Annotated in this window: 20 protein-coding genes and 1 pseudogene; 15 read left to right on the top strand and 6 right to left on the bottom strand. The window is 57.9% G+C overall.

The genetic code is table 11. The features are described from left to right. Window positions 1-12 precede the first annotated feature (12 nt). Window positions 13-825, bottom strand: coding sequence for a cytochrome C assembly family protein (locus ACYZTR_RS22880; protein WP_461974051.1), 813 nt, complete (start codon window positions 823-825; stop codon window positions 13-15). Window positions 826-1,035: 210 nt separating this feature from the next. On the opposite strand from ACYZTR_RS22880, the gene ffh reads away from it, so the two are divergent. From ffh to ACYZTR_RS22825, 11 genes are all read left to right on the top strand, one after another. After that, window positions 1,036-2,412 carry a signal recognition particle protein gene (ffh, locus tag ACYZTR_RS22875; protein ID WP_461974049.1) on the top strand — a complete coding sequence of 459 codons (1,377 nt, stop codon included), beginning with the start codon at window positions 1,036-1,038 and terminating at the stop codon, window positions 2,410-2,412. Between the two features lie 249 nt (window positions 2,413-2,661). Further along, window positions 2,662-2,913: a 30S ribosomal protein S16 gene (gene rpsP / locus ACYZTR_RS22870; RefSeq protein WP_007944872.1), complete on the top strand. Its 252-nt coding sequence runs from the start codon at window positions 2,662-2,664 to the stop codon at window positions 2,911-2,913. A gap of 5 nt (window positions 2,914-2,918) precedes the next feature. Next, window positions 2,919-3,458, top strand: coding sequence for a ribosome maturation factor RimM (rimM, locus tag ACYZTR_RS22865; protein WP_461974047.1), 540 nt, complete (start codon window positions 2,919-2,921; stop codon window positions 3,456-3,458). Continuing rightward, the gene (gene trmD / locus ACYZTR_RS22860) at window positions 3,440-4,213 is read left to right on the top strand and encodes a tRNA (guanosine(37)-N1)-methyltransferase TrmD (protein ID WP_282377051.1); all 774 of its coding nucleotides are present in this window, start codon (window positions 3,440-3,442) and stop codon (window positions 4,211-4,213) included. The genes rimM and trmD overlap by 19 nt, the downstream gene beginning before the upstream one ends. A 45-nt stretch (window positions 4,214-4,258) precedes the next feature. Beyond that, window positions 4,259-4,609 carry a 50S ribosomal protein L19 gene (gene rplS / locus ACYZTR_RS22855; protein WP_063322826.1) on the top strand — a complete coding sequence of 117 codons (351 nt, stop codon included), beginning with the start codon at window positions 4,259-4,261 and terminating at the stop codon, window positions 4,607-4,609. Window positions 4,610-4,708: 99 nt separating this feature from the next. Continuing rightward, a complete protein-coding gene (xerD, locus tag ACYZTR_RS22850) occupies window positions 4,709-5,605 on the top strand; it encodes a site-specific tyrosine recombinase XerD (RefSeq protein WP_461974045.1) in 897 nt (298 codons plus the stop codon). Window positions 5,606-5,796: 191 nt separating this feature from the next. After that, window positions 5,797-6,528 (top strand): bifunctional protein-disulfide isomerase/oxidoreductase DsbC, encoded by a 732-nt coding sequence (gene dsbC / locus ACYZTR_RS22845; RefSeq protein WP_461974043.1) that lies wholly within the window; start codon window positions 5,797-5,799, stop codon window positions 6,526-6,528. Window positions 6,529-6,662: 134 nt separating this feature from the next. Then, window positions 6,663-7,967: a homoserine dehydrogenase gene (locus ACYZTR_RS22840; RefSeq protein WP_461974041.1), complete on the top strand. Its 1,305-nt coding sequence runs from the start codon at window positions 6,663-6,665 to the stop codon at window positions 7,965-7,967. 66 nt (window positions 7,968-8,033) lie between these two features. Next, window positions 8,034-9,443: a threonine synthase gene (gene thrC, locus ACYZTR_RS22835; protein WP_461974039.1), complete on the top strand. Its 1,410-nt coding sequence runs from the start codon at window positions 8,034-8,036 to the stop codon at window positions 9,441-9,443. Window positions 9,444-9,577: 134 nt separating this feature from the next. Continuing rightward, window positions 9,578-10,936 (top strand): transporter substrate-binding domain-containing protein, encoded by a 1,359-nt coding sequence (locus tag ACYZTR_RS22830; protein ID WP_461979846.1) that lies wholly within the window; start codon window positions 9,578-9,580, stop codon window positions 10,934-10,936. A gap of 162 nt (window positions 10,937-11,098) precedes the next feature. Then, window positions 11,099-11,386 carry a DUF3509 domain-containing protein gene (locus ACYZTR_RS22825; RefSeq protein ID WP_461974037.1) on the top strand — a complete coding sequence of 96 codons (288 nt, stop codon included), beginning with the start codon at window positions 11,099-11,101 and terminating at the stop codon, window positions 11,384-11,386. Between the two features lie 170 nt (window positions 11,387-11,556). Here ACYZTR_RS22825 and ACYZTR_RS22820 read toward each other — a convergent pair. Both ACYZTR_RS22820 and ACYZTR_RS22815 read right to left on the bottom strand, forming a co-directional pair. Then, window positions 11,557-12,479: pseudogene (locus ACYZTR_RS22820) on the bottom strand (TIGR02285 family protein). After that, a complete protein-coding gene (locus ACYZTR_RS22815) occupies window positions 12,460-13,659 on the bottom strand; it encodes a CaiB/BaiF CoA transferase family protein (RefSeq protein WP_461974035.1) in 1,200 nt (399 codons plus the stop codon). The pseudogene ACYZTR_RS22820 and the gene ACYZTR_RS22815 overlap by 20 nt, the downstream one beginning before the upstream one ends. A 147-nt stretch (window positions 13,660-13,806) precedes the next feature. Between ACYZTR_RS22815 and ACYZTR_RS22810 the strand changes: the two genes are divergently transcribed. After that, a complete protein-coding gene (locus ACYZTR_RS22810; RefSeq protein ID WP_008151638.1) occupies window positions 13,807-14,349 on the top strand; it encodes a YaeQ family protein in 543 nt (180 codons plus the stop codon). A 66-nt stretch (window positions 14,350-14,415) separates the two neighbouring features. Then, window positions 14,416-16,125: a single-stranded-DNA-specific exonuclease RecJ gene (gene recJ, locus ACYZTR_RS22805; RefSeq protein WP_461974033.1), complete on the top strand. Its 1,710-nt coding sequence runs from the start codon at window positions 14,416-14,418 to the stop codon at window positions 16,123-16,125. Between the two features lie 102 nt (window positions 16,126-16,227). On the opposite strand, the gene ACYZTR_RS22800 is transcribed toward recJ, so the two are convergent. Both ACYZTR_RS22800 and ACYZTR_RS22795 read right to left on the bottom strand, forming a co-directional pair. Next, entirely contained in the window at window positions 16,228-17,034 is an 807-nt protein-coding gene (locus ACYZTR_RS22800) for an IS3 family transposase (protein WP_461979754.1), read from the bottom strand. Between the two features lie 26 nt (window positions 17,035-17,060). Continuing rightward, window positions 17,061-17,369, bottom strand: a complete 309-nt coding sequence (locus tag ACYZTR_RS22795; RefSeq protein WP_461972353.1) for a transposase — start codon at window positions 17,367-17,369, stop codon at window positions 17,061-17,063. A 337-nt stretch (window positions 17,370-17,706) separates the two neighbouring features. On the opposite strand from ACYZTR_RS22795, the gene ACYZTR_RS22790 reads away from it, so the two are divergent. Both ACYZTR_RS22790 and ACYZTR_RS22785 read left to right on the top strand, forming a co-directional pair. Then, complete coding sequence (locus tag ACYZTR_RS22790) at window positions 17,707-18,975, top strand: IS110 family RNA-guided transposase (RefSeq protein ID WP_461972154.1); 1,269 nt, start codon at window positions 17,707-17,709, stop codon at window positions 18,973-18,975. Between the two features lie 219 nt (window positions 18,976-19,194). After that, entirely contained in the window at window positions 19,195-20,301 is a 1,107-nt protein-coding gene (locus ACYZTR_RS22785) for an NADH:flavin oxidoreductase/NADH oxidase (protein WP_461974031.1), read from the top strand. A 63-nt stretch (window positions 20,302-20,364) separates the two neighbouring features. Here the strand turns inward: ACYZTR_RS22785 and ACYZTR_RS22780 are convergent, their stop codons facing one another. After that, window positions 20,365-21,990, bottom strand: a complete 1,626-nt coding sequence (locus tag ACYZTR_RS22780) for a glucan biosynthesis protein D (protein WP_461974029.1) — start codon at window positions 21,988-21,990, stop codon at window positions 20,365-20,367. Window positions 21,991-22,342 lie beyond the last annotated feature (352 nt).

The following is a 22,342-nucleotide window of genomic DNA, read 5'->3' as shown; positions in this document are numbered from 1 at the left end:
TAATGCCGCCCGTCAGATATGCAGGATGTATTCACGAACCAGCTTACTGCCGAAATACGCCAGCATCAGCAGGCAGAAACCGGCGAGGGTCCAGCGAATGGCCTTGTGTCCGCGCCAACCAAGGCGATTCCGGCCCCAGAGCAGCACGCTGAAAACGATCCAGGCGAGGCACGCCAACAAGGTTTTGTGCACCAGGTGCTGGGCGAACAGGTTGTCGACGAACAGCCAGCCGGAGATCAGCGACAGCGAGAGCAGGGTCCAGCCGGCCCAGAGGAAGCCGAACAGCAGGCTTTCCATGGTTTGCAGCGGCGGGAAATTCTTGATCAGGCCGGACGGATGCTTGTGCTTGAGCTGATGGTCTTGAACCAGCAGCAGCAACGCCTGGAACACCGCGATGGTGAACATGCCGTAGGCGAGGATCGACAGCAGGATGTGGGCGAGGATGCCCGGTTCTTCGTCGATGATCTGCACCGTGCCGGCGGGGGCGAACTGCGCGAGCAGCACGGTGGCGGCACCGAGCGGGAACAGCAATATAAGCAGGTTCTCCACCGGAATTCGCAAGCAGGCCAGCAGCGTCAGGCCGATGACAGCGGCGGCAATCAGGCTGGCGGCGCTGAAAAAATCCAGGCCCAGGCCGATCGGTGTCAGCAGGTGGGTGAACAGGCTGGCGCTGTGAGCCAGCACGGCAAGCACGCCGAGCGTGACCAGCAGGCGCTTGTTCGCCTTGGCGCCGGTGGCCAGACGAGTGCCCTGATAGAGGGTCGCAGCGGCATATAAGCAGGCGGCGGCGAGGGAAGTTAGCAAACTGGGTGACAAGGGGAGCATAAATCCTGTTAGGCAAGCCCGAAAGGCGCTGAGTTTGGCATAGAACCCCCGCAGCACGAAAGACCATGCAACCTGACGACGAGGTGTCCGCCAGACGCAGTCTTCGCTATAATCCGCGACCTGCCCACGCCGCAGGCTCGCCGAGCACATATTTATTTCGGTCGGGGCCGCCATTATCCCGGTCTACACAGGGCCTGAAAGGATCGCGCAATGTTTGAAAACTTAACCGACCGTCTCTCGCAGACGCTGCGCCATGTCACCGGCAAGGCCAAGCTGACCGAGGACAACATCAAAGACACCCTGCGTGAAGTGCGCATGGCGTTGCTCGAAGCTGACGTCGCCTTGCCGGTGGTGAAAGACTTCGTCAATTCGGTCAAGGAGCGCGCCGTCGGCACCGAGGTGTCGCGCAGCCTGACGCCAGGCCAGGCTTTCGTGAAAATCGTCCAGGCCGAACTCGAAAGCCTGATGGGCGCGGCCAACGAAGACCTGAACCTGAGCGCCGTTCCTCCTGCCGTCGTGCTGATGGCCGGTTTGCAGGGCGCGGGTAAAACCACCACAGTCGGCAAACTCGCGCGCTTCCTTAAAGAGCGCAAGAAGAAGTCGGTCATGGTTGTGTCTGCGGACGTTTACCGTCCGGCAGCGATCAAACAGCTGGAAATGCTCGCGGGTGAGGTCGGCGTTACCTTCTTCCCGTCCGACCTGAGCCAGAAGCCGGTCGACATCGCGCAAGCGGCTATAAAAGAAGCAAAGCTTAAGTTTATTGATGTGGTCATCGTCGATACCGCCGGTCGCCTGCACATCGATGAAGAGATGATGGGCGAGATCAAGGCGCTGCATGCCGCGATCAACCCGGTCGAAACGCTGTTCGTGGTCGACGCCATGACCGGTCAGGACGCCGCCAACACGGCCAAGGCCTTCGGCGATGCACTGCCGCTGACCGGTGTGATCCTGACCAAGGTCGACGGCGACGCCCGTGGCGGTGCTGCGCTGTCGGTCCGCGCCATCACCGGCAAGCCGATCAAGTTCATCGGTATGGGCGAGAAGAGCGACGCGCTCGAGCCGTTCCACCCGGAGCGTATTGCTTCGCGCATCCTCGGCATGGGCGACGTCCTCAGCCTGATCGAGCAGGCCGAACAGACCCTCGACAAGGACAAGGCCGACAAACTGGCCAAGAAGCTGAAGAAGGGTAAGGGCTTCGACCTCGAGGACTTCCGCGATCAGCTGCAACAGATGAAAAACATGGGCGGCCTCGGCGGCCTCATGGACAAACTGCCGAACATCGGTGGTATGAACCTGGCGCAGATGGGCAACGCCCAGGGCGCGGCAGAGAAACAATTCAAGCAGATGGAAGCCATCATCAATTCCATGACCCCGGCCGAGCGCCGCGACCCTGAGCTGATCAGCGGTTCGCGCAAACGCCGGATCGCCATGGGTTCGGGCACCCAGGTGCAGGACATCGGTCGCTTGATCAAGCAGCACAAGCAGATGCAGAAGATGATGAAGAAATTCTCCGCGAAAGGCGGAATGGCCAAAATGATGCGCGGCATGGGCGGTATGTTGCCCGGCGGCGGCATGCCGAAAATGTAAAGAATTTGCGCAGGGGCTTGCTCTTGCGCTGCCCACACGGAAGTGGGATCTCCAGCAAACCCGCACTTGGCGGGAGCTGACTGGCCGTTTTCAACGACGGCTCTATAGCAAATCTGGATGGCGACCGATAGGCCGCCGGAAAAAGACATTTGCAAAAGTCCGGATATTCCTTAGAATATGCGGCCTTTCGGGCACCTATGCCCGCTGTGCCTTTAGATTTGCAGCACCGACTACAGGAACGATGTTCACATGCTAACAATCCGTCTTGCCCTTGGCGGCTCCAAAAAGCGCCCGTTTTACCACTTGACCGTAACCGACAGCCGCAACCCGCGCGACGGTTCGCACAAGGAACAGGTTGGTTTCTTCAACCCTGTTGCTCGTGGTCAAGAAGTTCGTCTGTCCGTGAACCAAGAGCGCGTAGCCTACTGGCTGAGCGTTGGTGCACAACCTTCTGAGCGTGTTGCTCAGTTGTTGAAGGACGCTGCTAAGGCTGCGGCCTGAGCAATATGAACGCGACGCCAGCCATTGCTGATGATTTGATCGTTATCGGCAAAATCTATTCGATTCACGGTGTTCGCGGCGAAGTGAAGGTCTTTTCCTTTACTGATCCAATTGGAAACCTGTTGGACTACAAAACCTGGACGCTCAAGCGCGAAGGCGTTGTACGGCAGGTAGAGCTGGTCAGCGGCCGTGTACATAACGGCAAGTTTCTGGTCACAAAGCTCAAGGGTCTCGATGATCGTGAAGAAGCTCGTCTTCTGGCCGGTTATGAGATCTGCGTGCCGCGTAACCTGTTTCCAGATCTGACCGACGGCGAGTACTACTGGTACCAGCTGGAAGGTCTCAAGGTCATCGACCAACTCGGGCAATGGCTCGGGAAAATCGATCACTTGCTAGAGACTGGCTCGAACGATGTCATGGTGGTCAAGCCTTGCGCTGGCAGCCTGGACGATCGCGAACGCCTGTTGCCCTATACGGAGCAATGCGTGTTGGTAGTCGACCTCGCCGCGGGCGAGATGAAGGTGGAATGGGATGCGGACTTCTAAGCGTGGCTAATTTGCGCGTAGAAGTGATCAGTTTGTTTCCCGAGATGTTCTCCGCCATCAGCGAGTACGGCATCACCAGTCGTGCGGTGAAACAGGGGCTCTTGCAGCTCACCTGTTGGAATCCGCGAGACTACACGACGGATCGACATCACACTGTGGATGATCGCCCATTTGGCGGTGGTCCGGGCATGGTGATGAAGATCAAGCCCCTGGAAGATGCGTTGGTTCAGGCCAAGGCAGCAGCCGGGGAGGCGGCGAAGGTAATTTACCTGTCCCCCCAAGGCCGTCAACTGACTCAGTCGGCGGTACGCGAGTTGGCGAATTCGGATGCATTGATCCTGATTGCCGGCCGCTATGAGGGCATTGACGAGCGTTTTATTGAAGCTCATGTCGATGAAGAGTGGTCGATTGGCGACTATGTACTGTCTGGCGGCGAGCTGCCGGCGATGGTCCTGATCGATGCGGTTACACGACTGCTGCCTGGAGCTTTAGGGCATGCGGACTCCGCCGAGGAAGATTCCTTTACGGATGGTTTGCTGGATTGCCCGCACTACACCCGACCGGAGGTGTATGCGGATCAGCGTGTTCCCGACGTATTGCTAAGTGGCAATCACGCGCATATCCGGCGTTGGCGTTTACAGCAGTCCCTTGGTAGGACCTTTGAACGACGCGCCGATCTTCTGGAAAGCCGCTCGCTTTCTGGAGAAGAGAAGAAGCTGCTCGAGGAATACATCCGCGAGCGGGACGATAGTTAACAACGTATCGATGGTAGATCCGACGATCTACCTTAGGAGCACAGCATGACTAACAAAATCATCCTTGCACTCGAAGCAGAGCAGATGACCAAAGAGATCCCTACCTTTGCCCCGGGCGACACTGTTGTCGTTCAGGTGAAAGTGAAGGAAGGCGACCGTTCGCGTCTGCAAGCGTTCGAAGGTGTTGTTATCGCCAAGCGTAACCGCGGCGTAAACAGTGCATTCACCGTTCGTAAAATCTCCAACGGTGTTGGCGTAGAGCGTACTTTCCAGACCTACAGCCCGCAAATCGACAGCATGGCCGTTAAACGTCGCGGTGACGTACGTAAAGCCAAGCTGTACTACCTGCGTGACCTGTCCGGTAAAGCAGCTCGCATCAAGGAAAAACTGGCTTAAGTCCAGCTTCCGATGCAGAAAAAAGCAGCCTACGGGCTGCTTTTTTGTTGCCCGCGATTTATCTTCCTTAGCCGTATTACCGGTCTTGCCTGAGCCTTTATGCCCGCCATTGATCATCCACTGATAGACCAATTCCTCGATGCTCTGTGGTTGGAGAAAGGTCTTTCCGATAACACTCGTGATGCCTATCGCAGCGACCTGGCCCTGTTCAACGGCTGGCTGCAGGAGAAAGGGTTGGAGTTGATCGACGCCGGCCGCGAGTTGATCCTCGATCACTTGGCCTGGCGCCTGGAGCAGAACTACAAACCCCGTTCAACGGCGAGATTTCTCTCTGGTGTGCGCGGCTTTTATCGCTATCTGCTGCGGGAAAAGTTGATCGCGGTCGATCCAACGTTACGCGTCGATATGCCTCAACTCGGTAGGCCATTGCCTAAATCGTTGTCGGAAGCCGACGTGGAAGCACTGCTGAAAGCACCCGACCTGAGCGAAGCCATCGGCCAGCGCGACCGCGCCATGCTCGAAGTGCTTTATGCCTGCGGCTTGCGTGTGACTGAGCTGATCAGCCTGACGCTGGAGCAGGTCAACCTGCGTCAGGGTGTGCTGCGAGTGATGGGCAAGGGCAGCAAGGAGCGGCTGGTGCCGATGGGCGAGGAGGCGATTGTCTGGGTCGAGCGTTACCTGCGCGATGGCCGCCAGGAACTGCTCGGCGGGCGCCCCAGCGATGTCATGTTCCCCAGCCTGCGCGGCGAGCAGATGACTCGGCAGACCTTCTGGCATCGCATCAAGCACCAGGCCAAGGTCGCCGGGATCGGCAAGTCGCTGTCGCCGCATACCCTGCGTCATGCCTTCGCCACGCATTTGCTCAACCACGGCGCCGACCTGCGGGTGGTGCAAATGCTGCTCGGCCACAGCGATCTGTCGACCACGCAGATCTACACCCACGTCGCCCGCGCACGCTTGCAGGATCTGCACGCCAAACATCACCCGCGCGGCTAACGCAGTTCCTGATATTGAAATGCTGACCTGTGGCAAGGGTGTCAGTTAGCAGAGTGGTGTCTTTGTCACCTGCATTCGGCCATGCAGCCCTTATGTGGTAGGCTTTGCCGGTTTGCACGATGGGCGGTTATGACCCGGTGTTTCGGCACGGGCGTTCTGATCGTCCCATTTGTCCGCCTTCAGGAGTTCTCATGCGTCTGACCCAGATTTTCGCCGCCGCAGCCATTGCGTTGGTCAGCACCTTTGCCGTCGCCGATGACGGGGCCGACAAAGCCATTCGTAAAAGCCTGAAAAACCTTCAGCTCGAAGTTCCGGTAGAAAGCATCTCCGCCAGTCCTCTGCCAGGTCTGTACGAAGTCAAGCTTCAAGGCAGTCGCGTGCTCTACGCCAGCGCCGATGGCCAGTACGTGGTTCAGGGCTACCTGTTTCAGCTCAAGGACGGCAAACCGATCAACCTGACCGAGAAGACCGAACGCCTGGGCGTTTCCAAACTGGTCAACGCAATCCCGGTTGCGGAAACCGTGGTTTACCCGGCGATCGGCGAAACCAAATCGCACATCACCGTGTTCACCGACACCACCTGCCCGTACTGCCACAAACTGCACGCCGAAGTGCCTGAGCTGAACAAGCGCGGCATCGAAGTGCGTTACGTCGCGTTCCCGCGCCAGGGCCTGGGCTCGCCGGGTGATGAACAGCTGCAAGCGGTCTGGTGCTCGAAAGACAAAAAAGCCGCCATGGACAAAATGGTCGACGGCAAGGAAATCAAGGCCGCCAAGTGCGATAACCCGGTTTCCAAACAGTTCGCCCTCGGTCAGTCGATCGGCGTGAACGGCACACCGGCCATCGTTTTGGCTGATGGCCAAGTCATTCCGGGCTACCAGCCTGCGCCACAAGTCGCCAAACTGGCGCTGGACGCGAAATAAATTTGCATCGTCACGGTCAGCCATTGACGATCAGGGTCCGGCGGCAACATTCACCGGGCCATCAATAGAGAACCGCGAGCATGCGGTTGTTTTCACGGCCGGCCTTGAGTCGGCCGTTTTATGGGGAGTTCACAGTGAAACCGGTCAAAGTAGGCATCTGTGGGTTAGGGACCGTCGGTGGCGGTACCTTCAACGTACTTCAGCGCAACGCCGAGGAAATTGCTCGTCGTGCCGGGCGTGGAATCGAAGTGGCACAAATTGCCATGCGCACGCCAAAGCCTCAGTTCCAGACGACCGGTATTGCGATTACCAACGATGTCTTCGAAGTGGCCACGAACCCTGAGATCGACATCGTCATAGAGCTGGTGGGCGGCTACACCGTTGCCCGTGAGCTGGTACTCAAAGCGATCGAGAACGGAAAACATGTGGTCACCGCGAACAAGGCGTTGATCGCCGTTCACGGTAACGAAATTTTCGCCAAGGCCCGCGAGAAGGGCGTGATCGTTGCGTTCGAAGCCGCCGTGGCCGGTGGTATTCCGGTGATCAAGGCGATCCGTGAAGGCTTGTCCGCCAACCGTATCAACTGGGTCGCCGGGATCATCAACGGCACCGGCAACTTCATCCTCACCGAAATGCGCGAAAAGGGCCGGACCTTCGAAGACGTACTCGCCGAGGCGCAAGCCCTGGGTTACGCCGAAGCCGATCCGACCTTCGACGTTGAAGGCATCGACGCGGCTCACAAGCTGACGATCCTGGCGTCCATCGCATTCGGTATCCCGCTGCAATTCGACAAGGCCTACACCGAAGGCATCACCAAGCTGACCACCGCTGACGTGAACTACGCCGAAGCGCTGGGCTATCGCATCAAGCACCTCGGTGTGGCTCGCAGCACGCCTGCCGGTATCGAGTTGCGTGTGCACCCGACGCTGATCCCGGCCGATCGCCTGCTCGCCAACGTCAACGGCGTGATGAACGCGGTGATGGTCAACGGTGATGCCGCCGGTTCGACCCTGTTCTACGGCGCTGGCGCTGGCATGGAGCCAACCGCTTCGTCGGTGATCGCCGACCTGGTGGACGTGGTTCGCGCCATGACGTCCGACCCGGAAAACCGCGTGCCGCACCTGGCCTTCCAGCCAGATTCGCTGTCGGCCCACCCGATCCTGCCGATCGAAGCCTGCGAAAGCTCTTATTACCTGCGCATCCAGGCCAAGGACCATCCGGGTGTGTTGGCCCAGGTGGCGAGCATCCTGTCGGAGCGCGGCATCAACATCGAATCGATCATGCAGAAAGAAGTCGAAGAACATGACGGCCTGGTGCCGATGATTCTGCTGACTCATCGCGTGCTGGAACAGCACATGAACGACGCAATCGCCGCCCTGGAAGCCCTGGCGGGCGTGGTCGGTCCGGTCGTACGGATCCGCGTCGAGCACCTGAACTAAGCCGTTATCGTTCACCGGGTCCGCGTGCGGGCCCGGGTTTGCGAACACTGTCTATTGGAGCCAGTCATGCGTTATATCAGTACCCGCGGCCAGGCACCGGCCCTGAATTTCGAAGACGTTCTGCTGGCCGGTCTGGCCACTGATGGCGGCCTGTACGTGCCAGAAAACCTGCCACGTTTCACCCAGGAAGAAATCGCTTCCTGGGCCGGCCTGCCGTATCACGAGCTGGCCTTTCGGGTAATGCGCCCATTCGTGGCCGGCAGCATCCCCGATGCCGATTTCAAAAAAATCCTCGAAGAAACCTACGCTGTGTTCTCGCACAACGCCGTCGCACCGCTGCGTCAGCTGAACGGCAACGAATGGGTATTGGAGCTGTTCCACGGCCCGACCCTGGCGTTCAAAGACTTCGCCCTGCAACTGCTCGGTCGTTTGCTCGACTACGTGCTGGAAAAGCGCGGTGAGCGCGTCGTGATCGTCGGTGCGACCTCCGGTGATACCGGTTCGGCCGCCATCGAAGGCTGCAAGCACTGCGAAAACGTCGACATCTTCATCCTGCACCCGCACAACCGCGTGTCCGAAGTGCAGCGTCGCCAGATGACCACGATCTTCGGCGAGAACATTCATAACATCGCCATCGAAGGCAACTTCGATGACTGCCAGGAAATGGTCAAGGCCAGCTTCGCCGACCAGAGTTTCCTCAAAGGCACGCGTCTGGTAGCGGTGAACTCGATCAACTGGGCGCGAATCATGGCCCAGATCGTTTACTACTTCCACGCAGCCCTGCAGCTGGGCGGCCCGGCACGTTCGGTATCGTTCTCGGTGCCCACCGGCAACTTCGGCGACATCTTCGCCGGTTACCTGGCACGCAACATGGGCCTGCCGATCAACCAGTTGATCGTCGCCACCAACCGCAACGACATCCTGCACCGCTTCATGAGCGGCAATCAGTACGTCAAGGAAACGCTGCACGCCACGCTGTCGCCGTCGATGGACATCATGGTCTCGTCGAACTTCGAACGGCTTTTGTTCGATCTGCACGGTCGCAACGGCGCAGCGATTGCCGGTTTGATGGATACCTTCAAGCAGGGTGGCGGTTTCAGCGTCGAAGAGGAGCGCTGGACAGAAGCTCGCAAACTGTTCGATTCGTTGGCCGTGGATGACGCTCAAACCTGCGAAACCATCGCCGAAGTCTTCGAGCAAACCGGCGAACTGCTGGATCCGCACACGGCTATCGGTGTGAAGGCTGCACGCGAGTGTCGTCGCAACCTGGATATTCCAATGGTGATTCTAGGCACGGCGCATCCGGTCAAATTCCCGGATGCAGTGGAGAAAGCCGGCGTAGGAAAAGCACTCGAACTACCCGCACATCTTTCTGATTTGTTTGAGCGAGATGAGCGCTGCACCGTGCTGCCAAATGACCTGAAAGCCGTCCAGGCCTTTGTCAGTCAGCATGGCAACCGCGGCAAGCCTCTGTAACCAATTAAAACTGTCACATTTTGAAGCCCGTCTCCTGACGGGCTTTCTCATTTCTGCATGTCACACTTGTTGTGATTCGTACATAAAGAGTCGCCCCATGAAGGACGGGCGAGTTGATCACCAAGGAAGTGACAATGCTGTTTTTCAGTAGATTTAAACCAGCCGTGTGCTGGATATTTTTTTTAGCCGGCACCTTGGGCGTTGCTCAATGGGGGAGCGCGTCGCAATTGGTGGCCTCCCAGTCCAAAGGATCGGTCGCCAGCCCAACGATCGAGCTGGATGCTCAGGAGTTGAAATGGATTGCCGAACATTCGCAAGTCATCGTCACCTCGGTGCAATATCCGCTGTACCTGTTCAAGGATGAGCACGGCCACTGGAGCGGTTTGAACAATGATCTGCTCAACCGCATCAGCGCCATGACGCGATTGCAGTTTGTTCATGAAGAGTCGTTTTCTACCGAACAGATGCTTGGACGGCTGGAAAGCGGTGCGGCGGACATGAGCACGACGCTGGCGATGAATGACGAACGCAAGACGTTTCTGGATTTCAGTCATGCGTTCGGTGGCGCTGGCTGGGTGTTCGTCGGGCGGGCCGGGGCACCAGTGGTGCAATCCTTAAAGCAGCTGTCGGGAAGGGTTCTGGTGTTGCCGACGCGGCATGCGCTGGAGGCTACGATTCGCCGCGACAATCCGGACATCGACCTACGCTCGGTTAAAACCTATACGGAGGCCCGGGCGTTGGTCGAAAGCGGTGAGGCCTATGCCACCATCGAAAATGAAATCGGAGCACAACTCTATCCGTCCGGTCAGCTCAAGGTCGGGTATGCGGTGGAGGGCAAATGGGAGGCGGACCACCTGGCCGTGCGCAAAGGTCAGCCGCAATTGACGAGTATCCTCAACAAGGCGCTTGAGGCGTTTCCTCCTGCCGAATTGCGCGCCATTCGCCTGAAATGGCTCAATGGCATTGCCCCCGTTCAAGTGCCCGGCACGTGGCACCGGCTCACCCAGTGGGGCTGCTGGGGAATGTTTATCGTCAGTCTGTTCGGCCTGCTGTCGCTACTCTGGAACCGCCGGCTCACGGTATTGATCCAGCAGCGCCTGGATGCCGAGAAGAATCTGAGTGATCAGCTCGCCTTCCAGCATGCGTTGATGGACGCCATGCCCGATCCGATATTTGTTCGTGATCTGGAAGGGCGTTTGATCATGTGCAACAAAAGTTATGAAGAGGGCTTGTCGACCCGTTTCGACCAGATCCAGGGACGACAGTTGATTGAACTGGACGTCTTGCCCAAAGAGACTGCCGAACTGCTGCATGCAGAGTTCATGGCCCAGCTCGGTACGCGCAAGACCCGCTTCAGTGAGCGTCAATTGATGTTCAACAATGGCGTCAGGCATATCTATCAGTGGACAGTGCCTTTTTTCAGTGCCGATGGACAATTGCGGGGCCTGCTGGGGGGATGGACCGATATTGGCAAGCGCAAGAAGCAGGCGTGACGCGGCTGTTTTTTCTCTGTCATCTTGGCCGTGCATGCTCTATCGACCAGAAGCGCCGGTTTTCCTGCAGTCGAAATCCAGAACTTTCTTCTCGGGCCAGAGGTCATTTACTGTACACACGCCCCAGGCACTTTGTTTTCGGACTATTGAGTGGTGATCGAGATGGAAAGTATCAGTCTATTGCTCGGTGAGGCTCTGAGCCCGTATCAGGTGACGTTGACCCCGTCAGGGACTCATGGCGAATGCCTGGTGACACTGAAGAATGCGTCCGGCGCTATCGTGGTCGAACGCGCGTTCAATCAGGCCCAGTTAACCAGCAAGCGTTTACTGACGGATGTGGTCGACGGGTTGCATCGCGACGTGCTGATCGCTGAAGGTCGCCTGGAGCCCTGCGTCATAGCGGCGTTGCGCAATGCGGCTCAGGACAAGATCCTGGCCAACCGAAATTGAATTTTTTTTTGTGGGAACCTTCCTGCGCCAATGTCAGTCAGACCTTGTAACAGCAGGATCAAGCATTGTGCTCCGGTGCTTGTAGCTTGTTGTTACTGGTCTTTATGTAGGCCACGTTTAACCCCGAGTCGTCTCCCCACTTCTCGGGGTTTCTTTTTGTCTGCGATTTGTCATTGCTGCGCCTGATGCTCGAAAAACGCCTTGGTTTCTTTCAAGTAGTCGCTGCGGCGTTCCGGATCCAGCCAGTCGGCGTATAACTGATCCAGTCGCTGGCGCGGAAATGTGCGCAAGAGCTGGTTGATCTCGGTGATCGCCTGTCGGCCCTGGGGCGAATGGGAGCAGCCGATGTGCCCGGACAGGTATTTGCTCGTGCCCCTGACCGGATAGAACTCCAGTTGGTCGTCGGCAATATGTTCCTGATTGGCCTGATAGCGGATTTCCGGCCACCCAAGACAACCTGCAAACGGCCCAGGCGCTGCATCTGTAACAGACTGCCAAGCGCGTCGTTGCCGTAATGGGGTGTCAGCGCGTTGGGCGGTGCCTGTTTCAGCAGTGTGTCGAGGAACTGGCCATAACTGCGTTCGGCCACGACGCCGACTTTCTTTCGACCACTGGCCAGCATCGCCTCCAGATCGACTTCACCGTCGACAAGAAAGGGTACCAGCACCTCTCGATCTTCCTTGCGAACGACAAGGCCATTGCTCACGGCACGGAAGGCTGGAATCGAGAAAGTAATCCATTGTTCTCGCTCCTTGGTCCAGACCAACGAGGGATCGCACGTAAACGATTCTTCGTGAAGCATTTGCATGCCACGGGCGCGGTTGACCCGCATCAGGGTGTGTTGGTATTGCGGCATGCCGGCGATCAACAGCGGCAGCAATTCATCAATGATCCCCTGACCTTTTTTCGGACCTTCCAGAATCATCGTTGGCGGCAAATCACGCAGTAACCAGATCAGCGTCTCTTTGGGTTGCGCTGAAACGGATGAGCTCAGGCCCGACAGAAATACGAGCATCGCCAACGCCCACCCGCAGCGGGCGTCGTCGAGTGCTGATGAGAGCAGGCGTTTCAGCTTAGATAGCCCCGTCTTCACGCAGCTTTGCGATCTGTTCCTTGTCGTAACCAAGCTCGTTGAGTACTTGCGCATTGTGCTCGCCCAGTTGCGGCCCGACCCATTCCGAAGTGCCGGGTGTATCAGAGAGTTTCGGCACTATTCCCGGCATCTTGAAATCTTTGCCGTCCGGCAACTTGGCTTTCAGGAACATTTCCCGGGCCAGGTACTGTGGATCACTGAACATGTCTTCAGCGCTGAAGATCCGACTGGCCGGTACGTCGGCCTGATTCAACTGCTCGATGATGGCGTCCAGCGGCAGTGAGTTGGCCCAGCGATCAATCACCCCGTAAATCTCGTCGCGACGGCTATCGCGTCCGTCGTTACTCGCCAACGCAGGGTCGTTGGCCAGGTCGTCGCGACCGATGATCAGCATGAAACGTTTGAAGATCGCGTCGCCATTGGCGCCGATCTGCACATGTTTGCCGTCGGCACTGGTGTGGATCGAGGAGGGCGTAATGCCCGGCATGATGTTGCCGCTGCGCTCGCGGATGAAACCGAACACGTCAAACTCGGGGACCATGCTTTCCATCATGGCGAAGATCGCTTCATACAGCGCCACATCCACCACTTGGCCGAGGCCGCCGTTGACTTCGCGATGACGCAGAGCCATCAGTGCGCCAATCACGCCCCAAAGTGCGGCAATGGAATCGCCGATGGAAATTCCGGTGCGCACCGGTGGTCGGTCTTCGAAGCCGGTGATGTAGCGCAGACCTCCCATGGATTCACCGACGGCACCAAAGCCTGGCTGATCCTTCATCGGCCCGGTCTGACCGAAGCCCGAGAGACGCACCATCACCAGTTTCGGGTTCAGTGCGTGCAAGACTTCCCAGCCCAGACCAAGTTTTTCCAGCACGCCCGGGCGAAAATTCTCTATCAGGATGTCCGCTTCGCTGAGCAGTTTTTTCAGAATGGCCAGGCCGTCGGGGTGTTTCAGGTTCAGCGTCAGGGACTTCTTGTTGCGTGCCTGAACGAACCACCACAGCGAAGTGCCTTCATACAGCTTGCGCCATTTGCGCAATGGATCGCCGCCATCGGGGGACTCGATTTTGATCACTTCGGCACCGAACTCGCCGCAAATCCGCGAGGCAAACGGCCCGGCGATCAGCGTGCCCAATTCAATGACTTTCAGACCTGAGAGCGGTTTTTCGGTGAGCGGCATACTGAATCCTGTAGGACAGAGGCTGAGCGAATACAGCGTTTTAACATAGCCGAACGTCAGACGACCAAGGTTGATCGCCTTCAATTCGTGGATTGCCTACCGCATCGGTTAGACTTGCCGCCTTTCCCCGTATCAAGAAGCCCGTTCATGGCCCAGCCGTCCACGACCTACAAGTTTGAACTGAACCTTACCGACCTCGACCGCAGCGTGTACGAGAGCGTGAAGCAGACCATCGCTCGTCACCCTTCGGAAACCGAAGAGCGCATGACCGTGCGGCTGCTGGCCTACGCCTTCTGGTACAACGAGCAGCTGTCGTTCGGCCGCGGTCTGTCAGACGTGGACGAACCTGCGCTGTGGGAAAAGAGCCTGGACGATCGCGTTCTGCACTGGATCGAAGTCGGTCAGCCAGACGCCGATCGCCTGACGTGGTGCTCGCGTCGCACCGAGCGCACCAGCCTGTTGGCCTACGGCAGCCTGCGCGTCTGGGAAACCAAAGTGATCCCGGCGATCAAAAACCTGAAAAACGTACACATCGCGGCCGTGCCTCAGGACGTGCTGGAAACCCTGGCCAAAGACATGCCCCGCGTTATCAAGTGGGACGTGATGATCAGCGAAGGGACGATTTTCGTCACCGACGACCGTGGTCAGCATGAAGTCCAGTTGCAGTGGTTGAGCGGCGAACGCGGCTGATTATTCGCCGCTAATGTGCGTCATCCGGTTTTATCCTACGTATTCAAGAGAAGCACCTGTCACCCCATGCGCATCGAACCTCGCCTGTTGCCCGACACTCTGCCATTCCTCGGTGATCTGCCGCCGCTGCTGACCCGTCTGTACGCGGCGCGGGGCGTGCTGTGCGAGGCTGAACTGGACAAGAGCCTGGCGCGACTGATCCCGTTCCAACGGCTCAAAGGTATCGATGCGGCGGTGGATTTGCTGGTGACGGCGCTGGAGCAGCGTCAGCGGATTCTGATCGTCGGCGACTTCGACGCCGATGGTGCGACGGCCAGTACGGTGGGCATGCTGGGTTTGCGCCTGCTGGGCGCGGCTCACGTCGACTATCTGGTGCCGAACCGTTTCGAGTACGGCTACGGCCTGACGCCGGAAATCGTTGAAGTGGCGCTGACCCGCGAGCCTCACCTGCTGATCACCGTGGATAACGGTATTTCCAGCGTTGAAGGCGTGGCGGCGGCGAAAAAGGCCGGGCTGAACGTCCTGGTCACCGATCACCACTTGCCCGGCGATGAACTGCCACTGGCCGATGCCATCGTCAATCCGAACCAGCCAGGTTGCGAGTTTCCGAGCAAGGCACTGGCCGGCGTCGGGGTAATTTTTTACGTGTTGATGGCCCTGCGCGCGCGCTTGCGCAGCCTCGGCTGGTACGAGAGCAAGCCGCAGCCAAACATCGGCGAATTGCTGGACCTGGTGGCGCTGGGCAGCGTCGCCGACGTGGTGCCGCTGGATGCCAATAACCGGATTCTGGTGCACCAAGGCCTGGAACGGATTCGCGCCGGGCGTGCTCGGCCAGGCATCAAGGCAATCCTTGAGGTGGCCAAGCGGGACCCTGCGCGCATCACTTCCACTGATCTGGGTTTCATTGTCGGCCCACGCCTGAATGCGGCAGGAAGGCTGGATGACATGAGCCTGGGCATCGAATGCCTGCTCACTGAAGACGCCGGTCTGGCGCGTGAAATGGCGGTTCAGCTCGACGGCATGAACCAGGACCGCAAATCCATCGAGCAGGGCATGCAGCGTGAAGCGCTGGCTCAACTGAAAGATTTGCCGGTTGAGTCGATGCCGTTCGGCTTGTGCCTGTTCGATCCCGAGTGGCATCAGGGTGTCATCGGAATCCTCGCATCGCGTATGAAAGATCGCTATTTCCGTCCGACCATCGCCTTTGCCGATGCGGGCGATGGCTTGCTCAAGGGCTCGGGGCGTTCGGTTCAGGGGTTTCATATTCGTGACGCGTTGAGCGTGGTGGCGGCGCAGCATCCGAATCTGATCAGCAAATACGGCGGCCATGCGATGGCCGCCGGCCTGACGTTGCCGGAAGCGAATTTTCCGTTGTTCGCCGAAGCCTTTGACGCTGAAGTGCGTAGGCAATTGCGTGAAGAAGACCTGACCGGGCGCCTGCTGACGGACGGCACCCTGGCGGTCGAGGAATTCCACCTGGAACTGGCTCGCGCCCTGCGCCATGCCGGTCCTTGGGGGCAGCACTTCCCGGAGCCGCTGTTTCATGGGGTGTTCCAGTTGGTCGAGCAGCGCGTCGTCGGCGAACGGCACCTCAAAGTGGTGCTGAAAAGCGAATGCGGCTCGGTGAAGCTGGATGGCATTGCCTTCGGAATCGACCGCGACATCTGGCCGAATCCGACCATCAAGTGGGTGGAATTGGCCTACAAACTCGACCTCAACGAGTTCCGTGGCAACGAGACGGTGCAGTTGATGATTGCCCACATCGAACCGCGTTGAACCCTTCGCGAGCAAGCCCCACATTGGTTTTGTGCTCGACGCAGATCCACTGTGGGAGCGGGCTTGAACTGGTCCAGTAATTTTGGACATTTTTTTCGGTTCTCACGCCGCCAACTTTTCCGCTGCTACAGGTGAGTGGTAACCGTTGTAACTATGGCGCCTGACGTTGTTGTAGCGCGCCACATAGCGGTTTATATCAACTCGGGCTTCGTGTTCTGAGTTGTACCCATTTTCAGGTACCCATTCTGACTTCAAACTTCCAAAAAAACGCTCCATCGGGGCGTTATCCCAGCATTGGCCTTTTCGACTCATGCTCTGCCTAAGCTCGTGCGCCATCAGTTCGTCCCTGAATTTATGGCTGGTGTACTGACATCCCTGGTCAGAATGAAACAGTACACCTTTAGGTCGTCCTCTCAATTCGACGGCCATTCGCAGTGATTCGCGCGCCAGCGTCGCGTCTGCGACCAGTGAAAACGACCAGCCCACAACACGTCGCGCAAACAGATCCAGAACGACTGAGAAGTAGAGCCAGCGCTTGCCCAGCTGGATATAGGTGATATCCGCGCACCAAACCTTGTTGATATCAGCTACGTAAAACTCACGCTCCAACTCATGCTCAGCCACCAGCGACTCAACGCCCGATGACTTGTATTTGTGAGGTCTACGCTGACGGCTAGCGATCCCAGCTTCCTTCATCAAACCGCGGGCCATGTAGCGGCCCACCTGATGGCCGTCGCCCCGCAGGTCTTCGGAGAGGGTTCGTGCACCTGCCGAGCCTCTTGATGCCTTGTGGTATTTAATCAAAACAACCTTGAGCGCTTCGCGCTCCGGGTTGGTTTTACCTTGGCGCTGACGCCAGGCGTAATAGCTGCTGCGGTTGACTTCAAACACGCGGCAGCAGTTTGTAATGCCGTACTGCTCGCCCAGCTCACTGATCAGAGGGAATGATCTTTGGAGTCCAAAAGCAGGAGAGCACTGGCCTTTTTTAGGATTTCGATATCCCGGTCTTTCTGCCTGAGCAGGGCTTTAAGTTCCTGGATTTGCTTCTGGTCGACGGTGATCGCCTTGGTACCGGCAAGCGTCGATCCGGCGCGCTCTTTTCGCACCTGCTCGACCCAGCGGCGCAAGGCTGTTGGGCCGATATCCAAGCTGGCACAGATCTCGGGAATCGGCTGATCCTCATCGAGCACCATGCTTGCAGCTTTGAGTTTGAACTCATTGGAATAGGATTTTCGCATCATCATGCACACCTCAGATTTGGGCGCCATCATAGCGCCCTATTGATGTGTCCAAATTCATTAGGCCAGATCAGCTTGCTCGCGATATAGGTAGTCCGTTCCTTTCTCTTCCATACTGATATTCGCTGGAAGTCGGTTGTCGGCGAGGAAGGAACATGCACCTGTGGGCTACGAATTTGCTCGCGCAGCACTCGATGATTACGCCTTCACCTTCGAGTCCACAGGTGCGCTTGCGCCCTCTAACGAATTCTCAGGGAAAGCCCGACACGGCTCTCTATATCGCCTTCGCTGGACGCAAGCATGCATGTCCCTGCATGTACTTTAGCGCCTGTTGAGGTGTTCCATGCAAACGCTCCTGTCTCAGAGTTTCACTGCTTATATCGGAATTGATTGGGCAGACGCCAAGCACGACATCTGTTTGCAGATAGCTGGAGAGGCTCAGCGCAGTTTCGAGGTCATCGACCACGAGCCCGAGTCGATTGATCGCTGGGCCAGGTCGCTGCATCAACGTTACGGTGGCCCGATCGCGATCGCCGTGGAGTTGAACAAAGGCCCACTGATAGCGGCTCTGCAAAAATATGAGTTTTTTTGTATCTTTCCGATCAATCCGAGCACCTTGGCCCGGCACCGTAAAACCTTCGTCCCCAGTGGCGCCAAGGATGATCCAACGGATGCTCAATGGGCGCTTGAGCTGTTGCTGAATCATCCCGAACGGTTTCCTCAACTGGTCCAGCAAAGCTCCGCCATGCGTTCGCTCGCCAGCCTGACCGAACATCGCCGCGGATTGGTCGATGACCGGGTCAAGATCAGCAACCGTCTGGTCTGCATGCTCAAACAGTACTACCCGTTGGCCCTGGAGCTGTTTCATGACCATGACACGCTGGTTTTTTGTGAATTTCTGGCGCGCTGGTCGACCTTTGAAACGCTTAAGCGCGCTCGGCCAGCCAGCGTTTTGAAGTTCCTTCACGCGCATAATGTTCGCCATGCTGAGCTCAATCAGCAGCGTTTGGCATTGATCGCCAAAGCCATGCCGTTGACTGAAGATCCAGGCGTGGTCAGTCCTTCAGCGCTGTATGTGCTGGCCCTGGTCTCGCAACTGAAAGGGGTCATCACGGCGATCAAAGATTTTGATCGGGAGATCGAAAAAACTGCCAACACCCTGGCCGACTATCGACTCTTCAAGGCCTTGCCCGGCGCGGGACAACAGCTTGCCCCACGGTTGATGGTCGCCTTTGGTGAGCAGCGTGATCGCTTCAAGGATGCCAGTGCGGTGCAGCGATATGCCGGAATTGCCCCGGTCACCGAACGCAGTGGCAAGAAAAAAGTCGTCCACTGGCGCTATCAATGCGCAACTTTTTTGCGCCAGACCTTTGTTGAGTGGGCTGCCCACAGCATCAATCAATCGGTGTGGGCAGAGGCGTATTATCGCCAGCAAAGGGCCAAAGGCAGCTCTTACCAAGCAGCCCTCAGGGCCCTGGCGTTCAAGTGGATCCGGATCGTTTATCAGTGCTGGAAGAGCAGCACCGTGTACGACGAAAAGGTTTATTTACAGACCTTGCTTCGGCACGGCTCGCCTTTGATCAGCGAGCCGGACACAGCAACATCGTGTTGACGGAAAGGCTCAGGGCGTGAAGGCGATTTCCCTCACACCGAATTTCTATGAACCCTCCCTCATCCCCCGATGTCGACTAGGCTCTAAGCACTGCTTGATTATCCTTGTGACGTCTTGTCGAATTTTTGCCCGCGGGGGCGGGTGCTGCACCTTTTTCCTGTCACTCGTCGACTTTCAAACAGAACCCTGGAGCCTGCCCACTGATTCGAGAGGTGCCCCATGAGTCTGCTGCTTGAACCCTATACCCTTCGCCAATTGACCCTGCTCAACCGCATTGTGGTGTCGCCGATGTGCCAGTACTCCAGCGTTGATGGACTGGCCAATGACTGGCACCTGGTCCACCTCGGCAGCCGCGCTGTCGGCGGGGCCGGTCTGGTGTTTACCGAAGCCACGGCGGTGACCGCCGACGGACGCATCACCGCCGAGGACCTCGGCCTGTGGAGCGATGAACAGATCGAACCGTTGCAACGCATCACACGCTTCATTGCGGCTCAAGGCGCAGTGGCCGGCATTCAGTTGGCCCACGCCGGGCGTAAGGCCAGCACCCATCGGCCGTGGATCGGCAAACATGGCAGCGTCAAACCCGAAGACGGTGGCTGGGTTCCGGTGGGCCCTTCGCCGATCGCCTTCGACCCGCAGCACACGCACCCCACGCAGCTCGATGAAGGCGAGATCGCTGAGGTCATTCAGGCCTTTGTCGCTTCGGCCAAGCGAGCACTGACCGCCGGTTTCAAAGTGGTCGAAATACACGCCGCCCACGGTTACCTGTTGCATCAGTTTCTTTCGCCCCTGAGCAATCAGCGGCGCGATCAATATGGTGGTTCGTTCGAGAATCGAATCCGGCTGGTGCTGCAAGTCACCGAAGCGGTGCGTGCGGTGTGGCCTGAAGAACTACCGCTGTTCGTTCGGGTGTCGGCCACCGACTGGGTGGAAGACGGCTGGAACCCGGATGAAACCGTGGAGCTGGCGCGACGCCTCAAAGCGTTGGGCGTAGACCTGATTGACGTCTCGTCGGGCGGTACCGCGGCCAACGCCGAGATTCCTACAGGTCCCGGTTATCAGACCCGCTTCGCCGAACGTGTGCGCAAGGAGTCAGGCATTGCCACCGGCACTGTAGGGATGATTACCGAACCGGCGCAGGCCGAGCACATTCTGCGTACCTGCCAGGCTGACATCATCTTCCTGGCCCGTGAGTTGTTGCGAGACCCATACTGGCCGCTGCATGCCGATGATGACCTGGGTGGGCGCAAGGCCATCTGGCCGGCGCAGTATCAGCGGGCAACCCATCGTGAACAGCCGATTCATGAGTCGGATTTACGCGACTGATTGATGTTGTAAAACCAAAAAGCCCCGGTCGAGTTGACCGGGGCTTTTGCGTTTCTGCAGCTATCAGGTGTACTTGCGCTTATCCGGTGCCGGTGGGAAGTACTGGTACAACCAGGTTTCACTCAACGTCCGGTCGTGGGTGCGAATGAACAACCGCAGCTCCACCGGTTCCACGCTGTCATTGGTCGGGAACCAGTCAAAAGTAATGCGGTATCCCTTGATGTCATCCAGCACCAGCACGTTAAAGTCCTTCACCTGCCCATTCGAGCAGGTGACCACCGGCTCGATCCCCGCGCCTTCAGGCAGGCGGTCCAGGCCGCCGCCCGTGAAGTCCACGGCAAACCGTCGAGCCCAAACCTGCGGGTAATGCTCGCCGGGGGCCCAGCCTTCGATGAAGCCGCCCATGCCCGAACGAGTAGCGTTGACCCGCGCCAACGGCGTACTCACTGGCGGCAGAGCGCTCCAGTAGAGCTTGTAGCCGTAGTTCAGTGAATCACCGGCCGCGACCGGTTTTTTCGGGGTCCAGAACGCGACGATGTTATCGAGGGTTTCGCCGGTCGTAGGAATTTCCATCAGATCGATAGAGCCTTCACCCCACGCGGTCGTCGGTTCTACCCACAGGCTCGGTCGCTTGCTGTACCAGTCGACGGTGTCTTGATAGCTGTCGAACTCATGATCGGTCTGCACCAGGCCGAAACCTTTCGGATCAGTGTCGGCGAAGGCATTGAATTGCAGGGTGGCCGGGTTGTTCAGCGGGCGGCAGATCCACTCACCGTTGCCGCGCCACATGGCCAGGCGATCAGAATCGTGGATCTGCGGGTGAATCGTGTCACACATGCGCCGTTCATGGGTGCCGCAGCTGAACATGCTGGTCATCGGCGCGATGCCCAGTTGTTCGACGGCGGTGCGCGCATTGATGTGGGCATCGATGCCCATGACGACCTGGCTGGCCTGACAGTCAATGTCGAAACGGTAAGCGCCGGTGGCGCTCGGTGAATCCAGCAGGGCGTACACCACGAAGCGGGTGCTGTCCTTGTCCGGGGTCTCAAACCAGAACTTGGTGAAGTCCGGGAATTCTTCACGCTTCTTGGCATACGTATCAATCGCCAGACCGCGAGCCGACAGACCGTACTGGCCCGAGGCATCTACCGCACGGAAATAGCTGGCGCCGAGGAAGGACAACACGTCGTGCTGGTCCAGTTCGGGGGCCTTGAACAACTTGAACCCGGAGAACCCCAGATCGCCCGTGAGCTGTTTGGTGTCGACCGTGGTTTTTTCATAGTTGAACAGGGGCGGACGGAAATGCACCTCTCGCGCCTGACGAGTCTTGGGATCGACGCTGTACATGCGCACCGGTTGCTTGAAACCCATGCCGACGTGGAAAAACTGCACATCCAGTTGACCGTTGAGGTCATTCCAAAGCGAATGGTTGCCGTCGTAGCGGATCGCGTTGAAATTTTGCGGCGTCATGGTCGCCAAGGTCGGCGGCAGCACCTGCTTGGTGTCCTGATACCGATTGCCGGCGAGCTGCTTGGCCTGAATCTTCAGCGTTTCAAAGTCGAACGCCTGAGCCTCGCCATCCGCCGCGCTGTTACCGGCCCAGGCCCGCGCAGCCAGCAGACCGGTGGCTGATAATCCGGTGTAGGCAGCGATGGCCATGGATGCTTTGAGCAAATTCCTGCGGTGCATAAGTACAACCTGTCGTGAACAATCCCGCGCCGTTCCTGGCACGTGCTGGATCAAAAATGGAGGTTCGGACATGCCTTCGGCCAAACGCAACGGACATTACACAGATAACAAATAGCTTAAACCGTTCGGTTGCGGAGAAAAAATGATTGATGGCGTGGCGACAGCGCGGCAATGAAACAAGAAATGTCGGTTAACAATTCCGACAGGACTTTCTGATTTATAGGGCATTTCTGCTTTTTTTGACTAATTACTCTAAAAACCACTTTTCAGCGCCGATTTAATTCCTATTCTGTGTTCATGACCGGTTTCTGCCCTTCAGGCCGGCGGCGAATGAAAAGGAAAGGGCGATGCG

Source organism: Pseudomonas sp. Hz4 (assembly GCF_054898165.1).
Note: the sequence above shows the minus strand (reverse complement) of the source record. Positions and strands in the feature narration are given on the sequence as shown.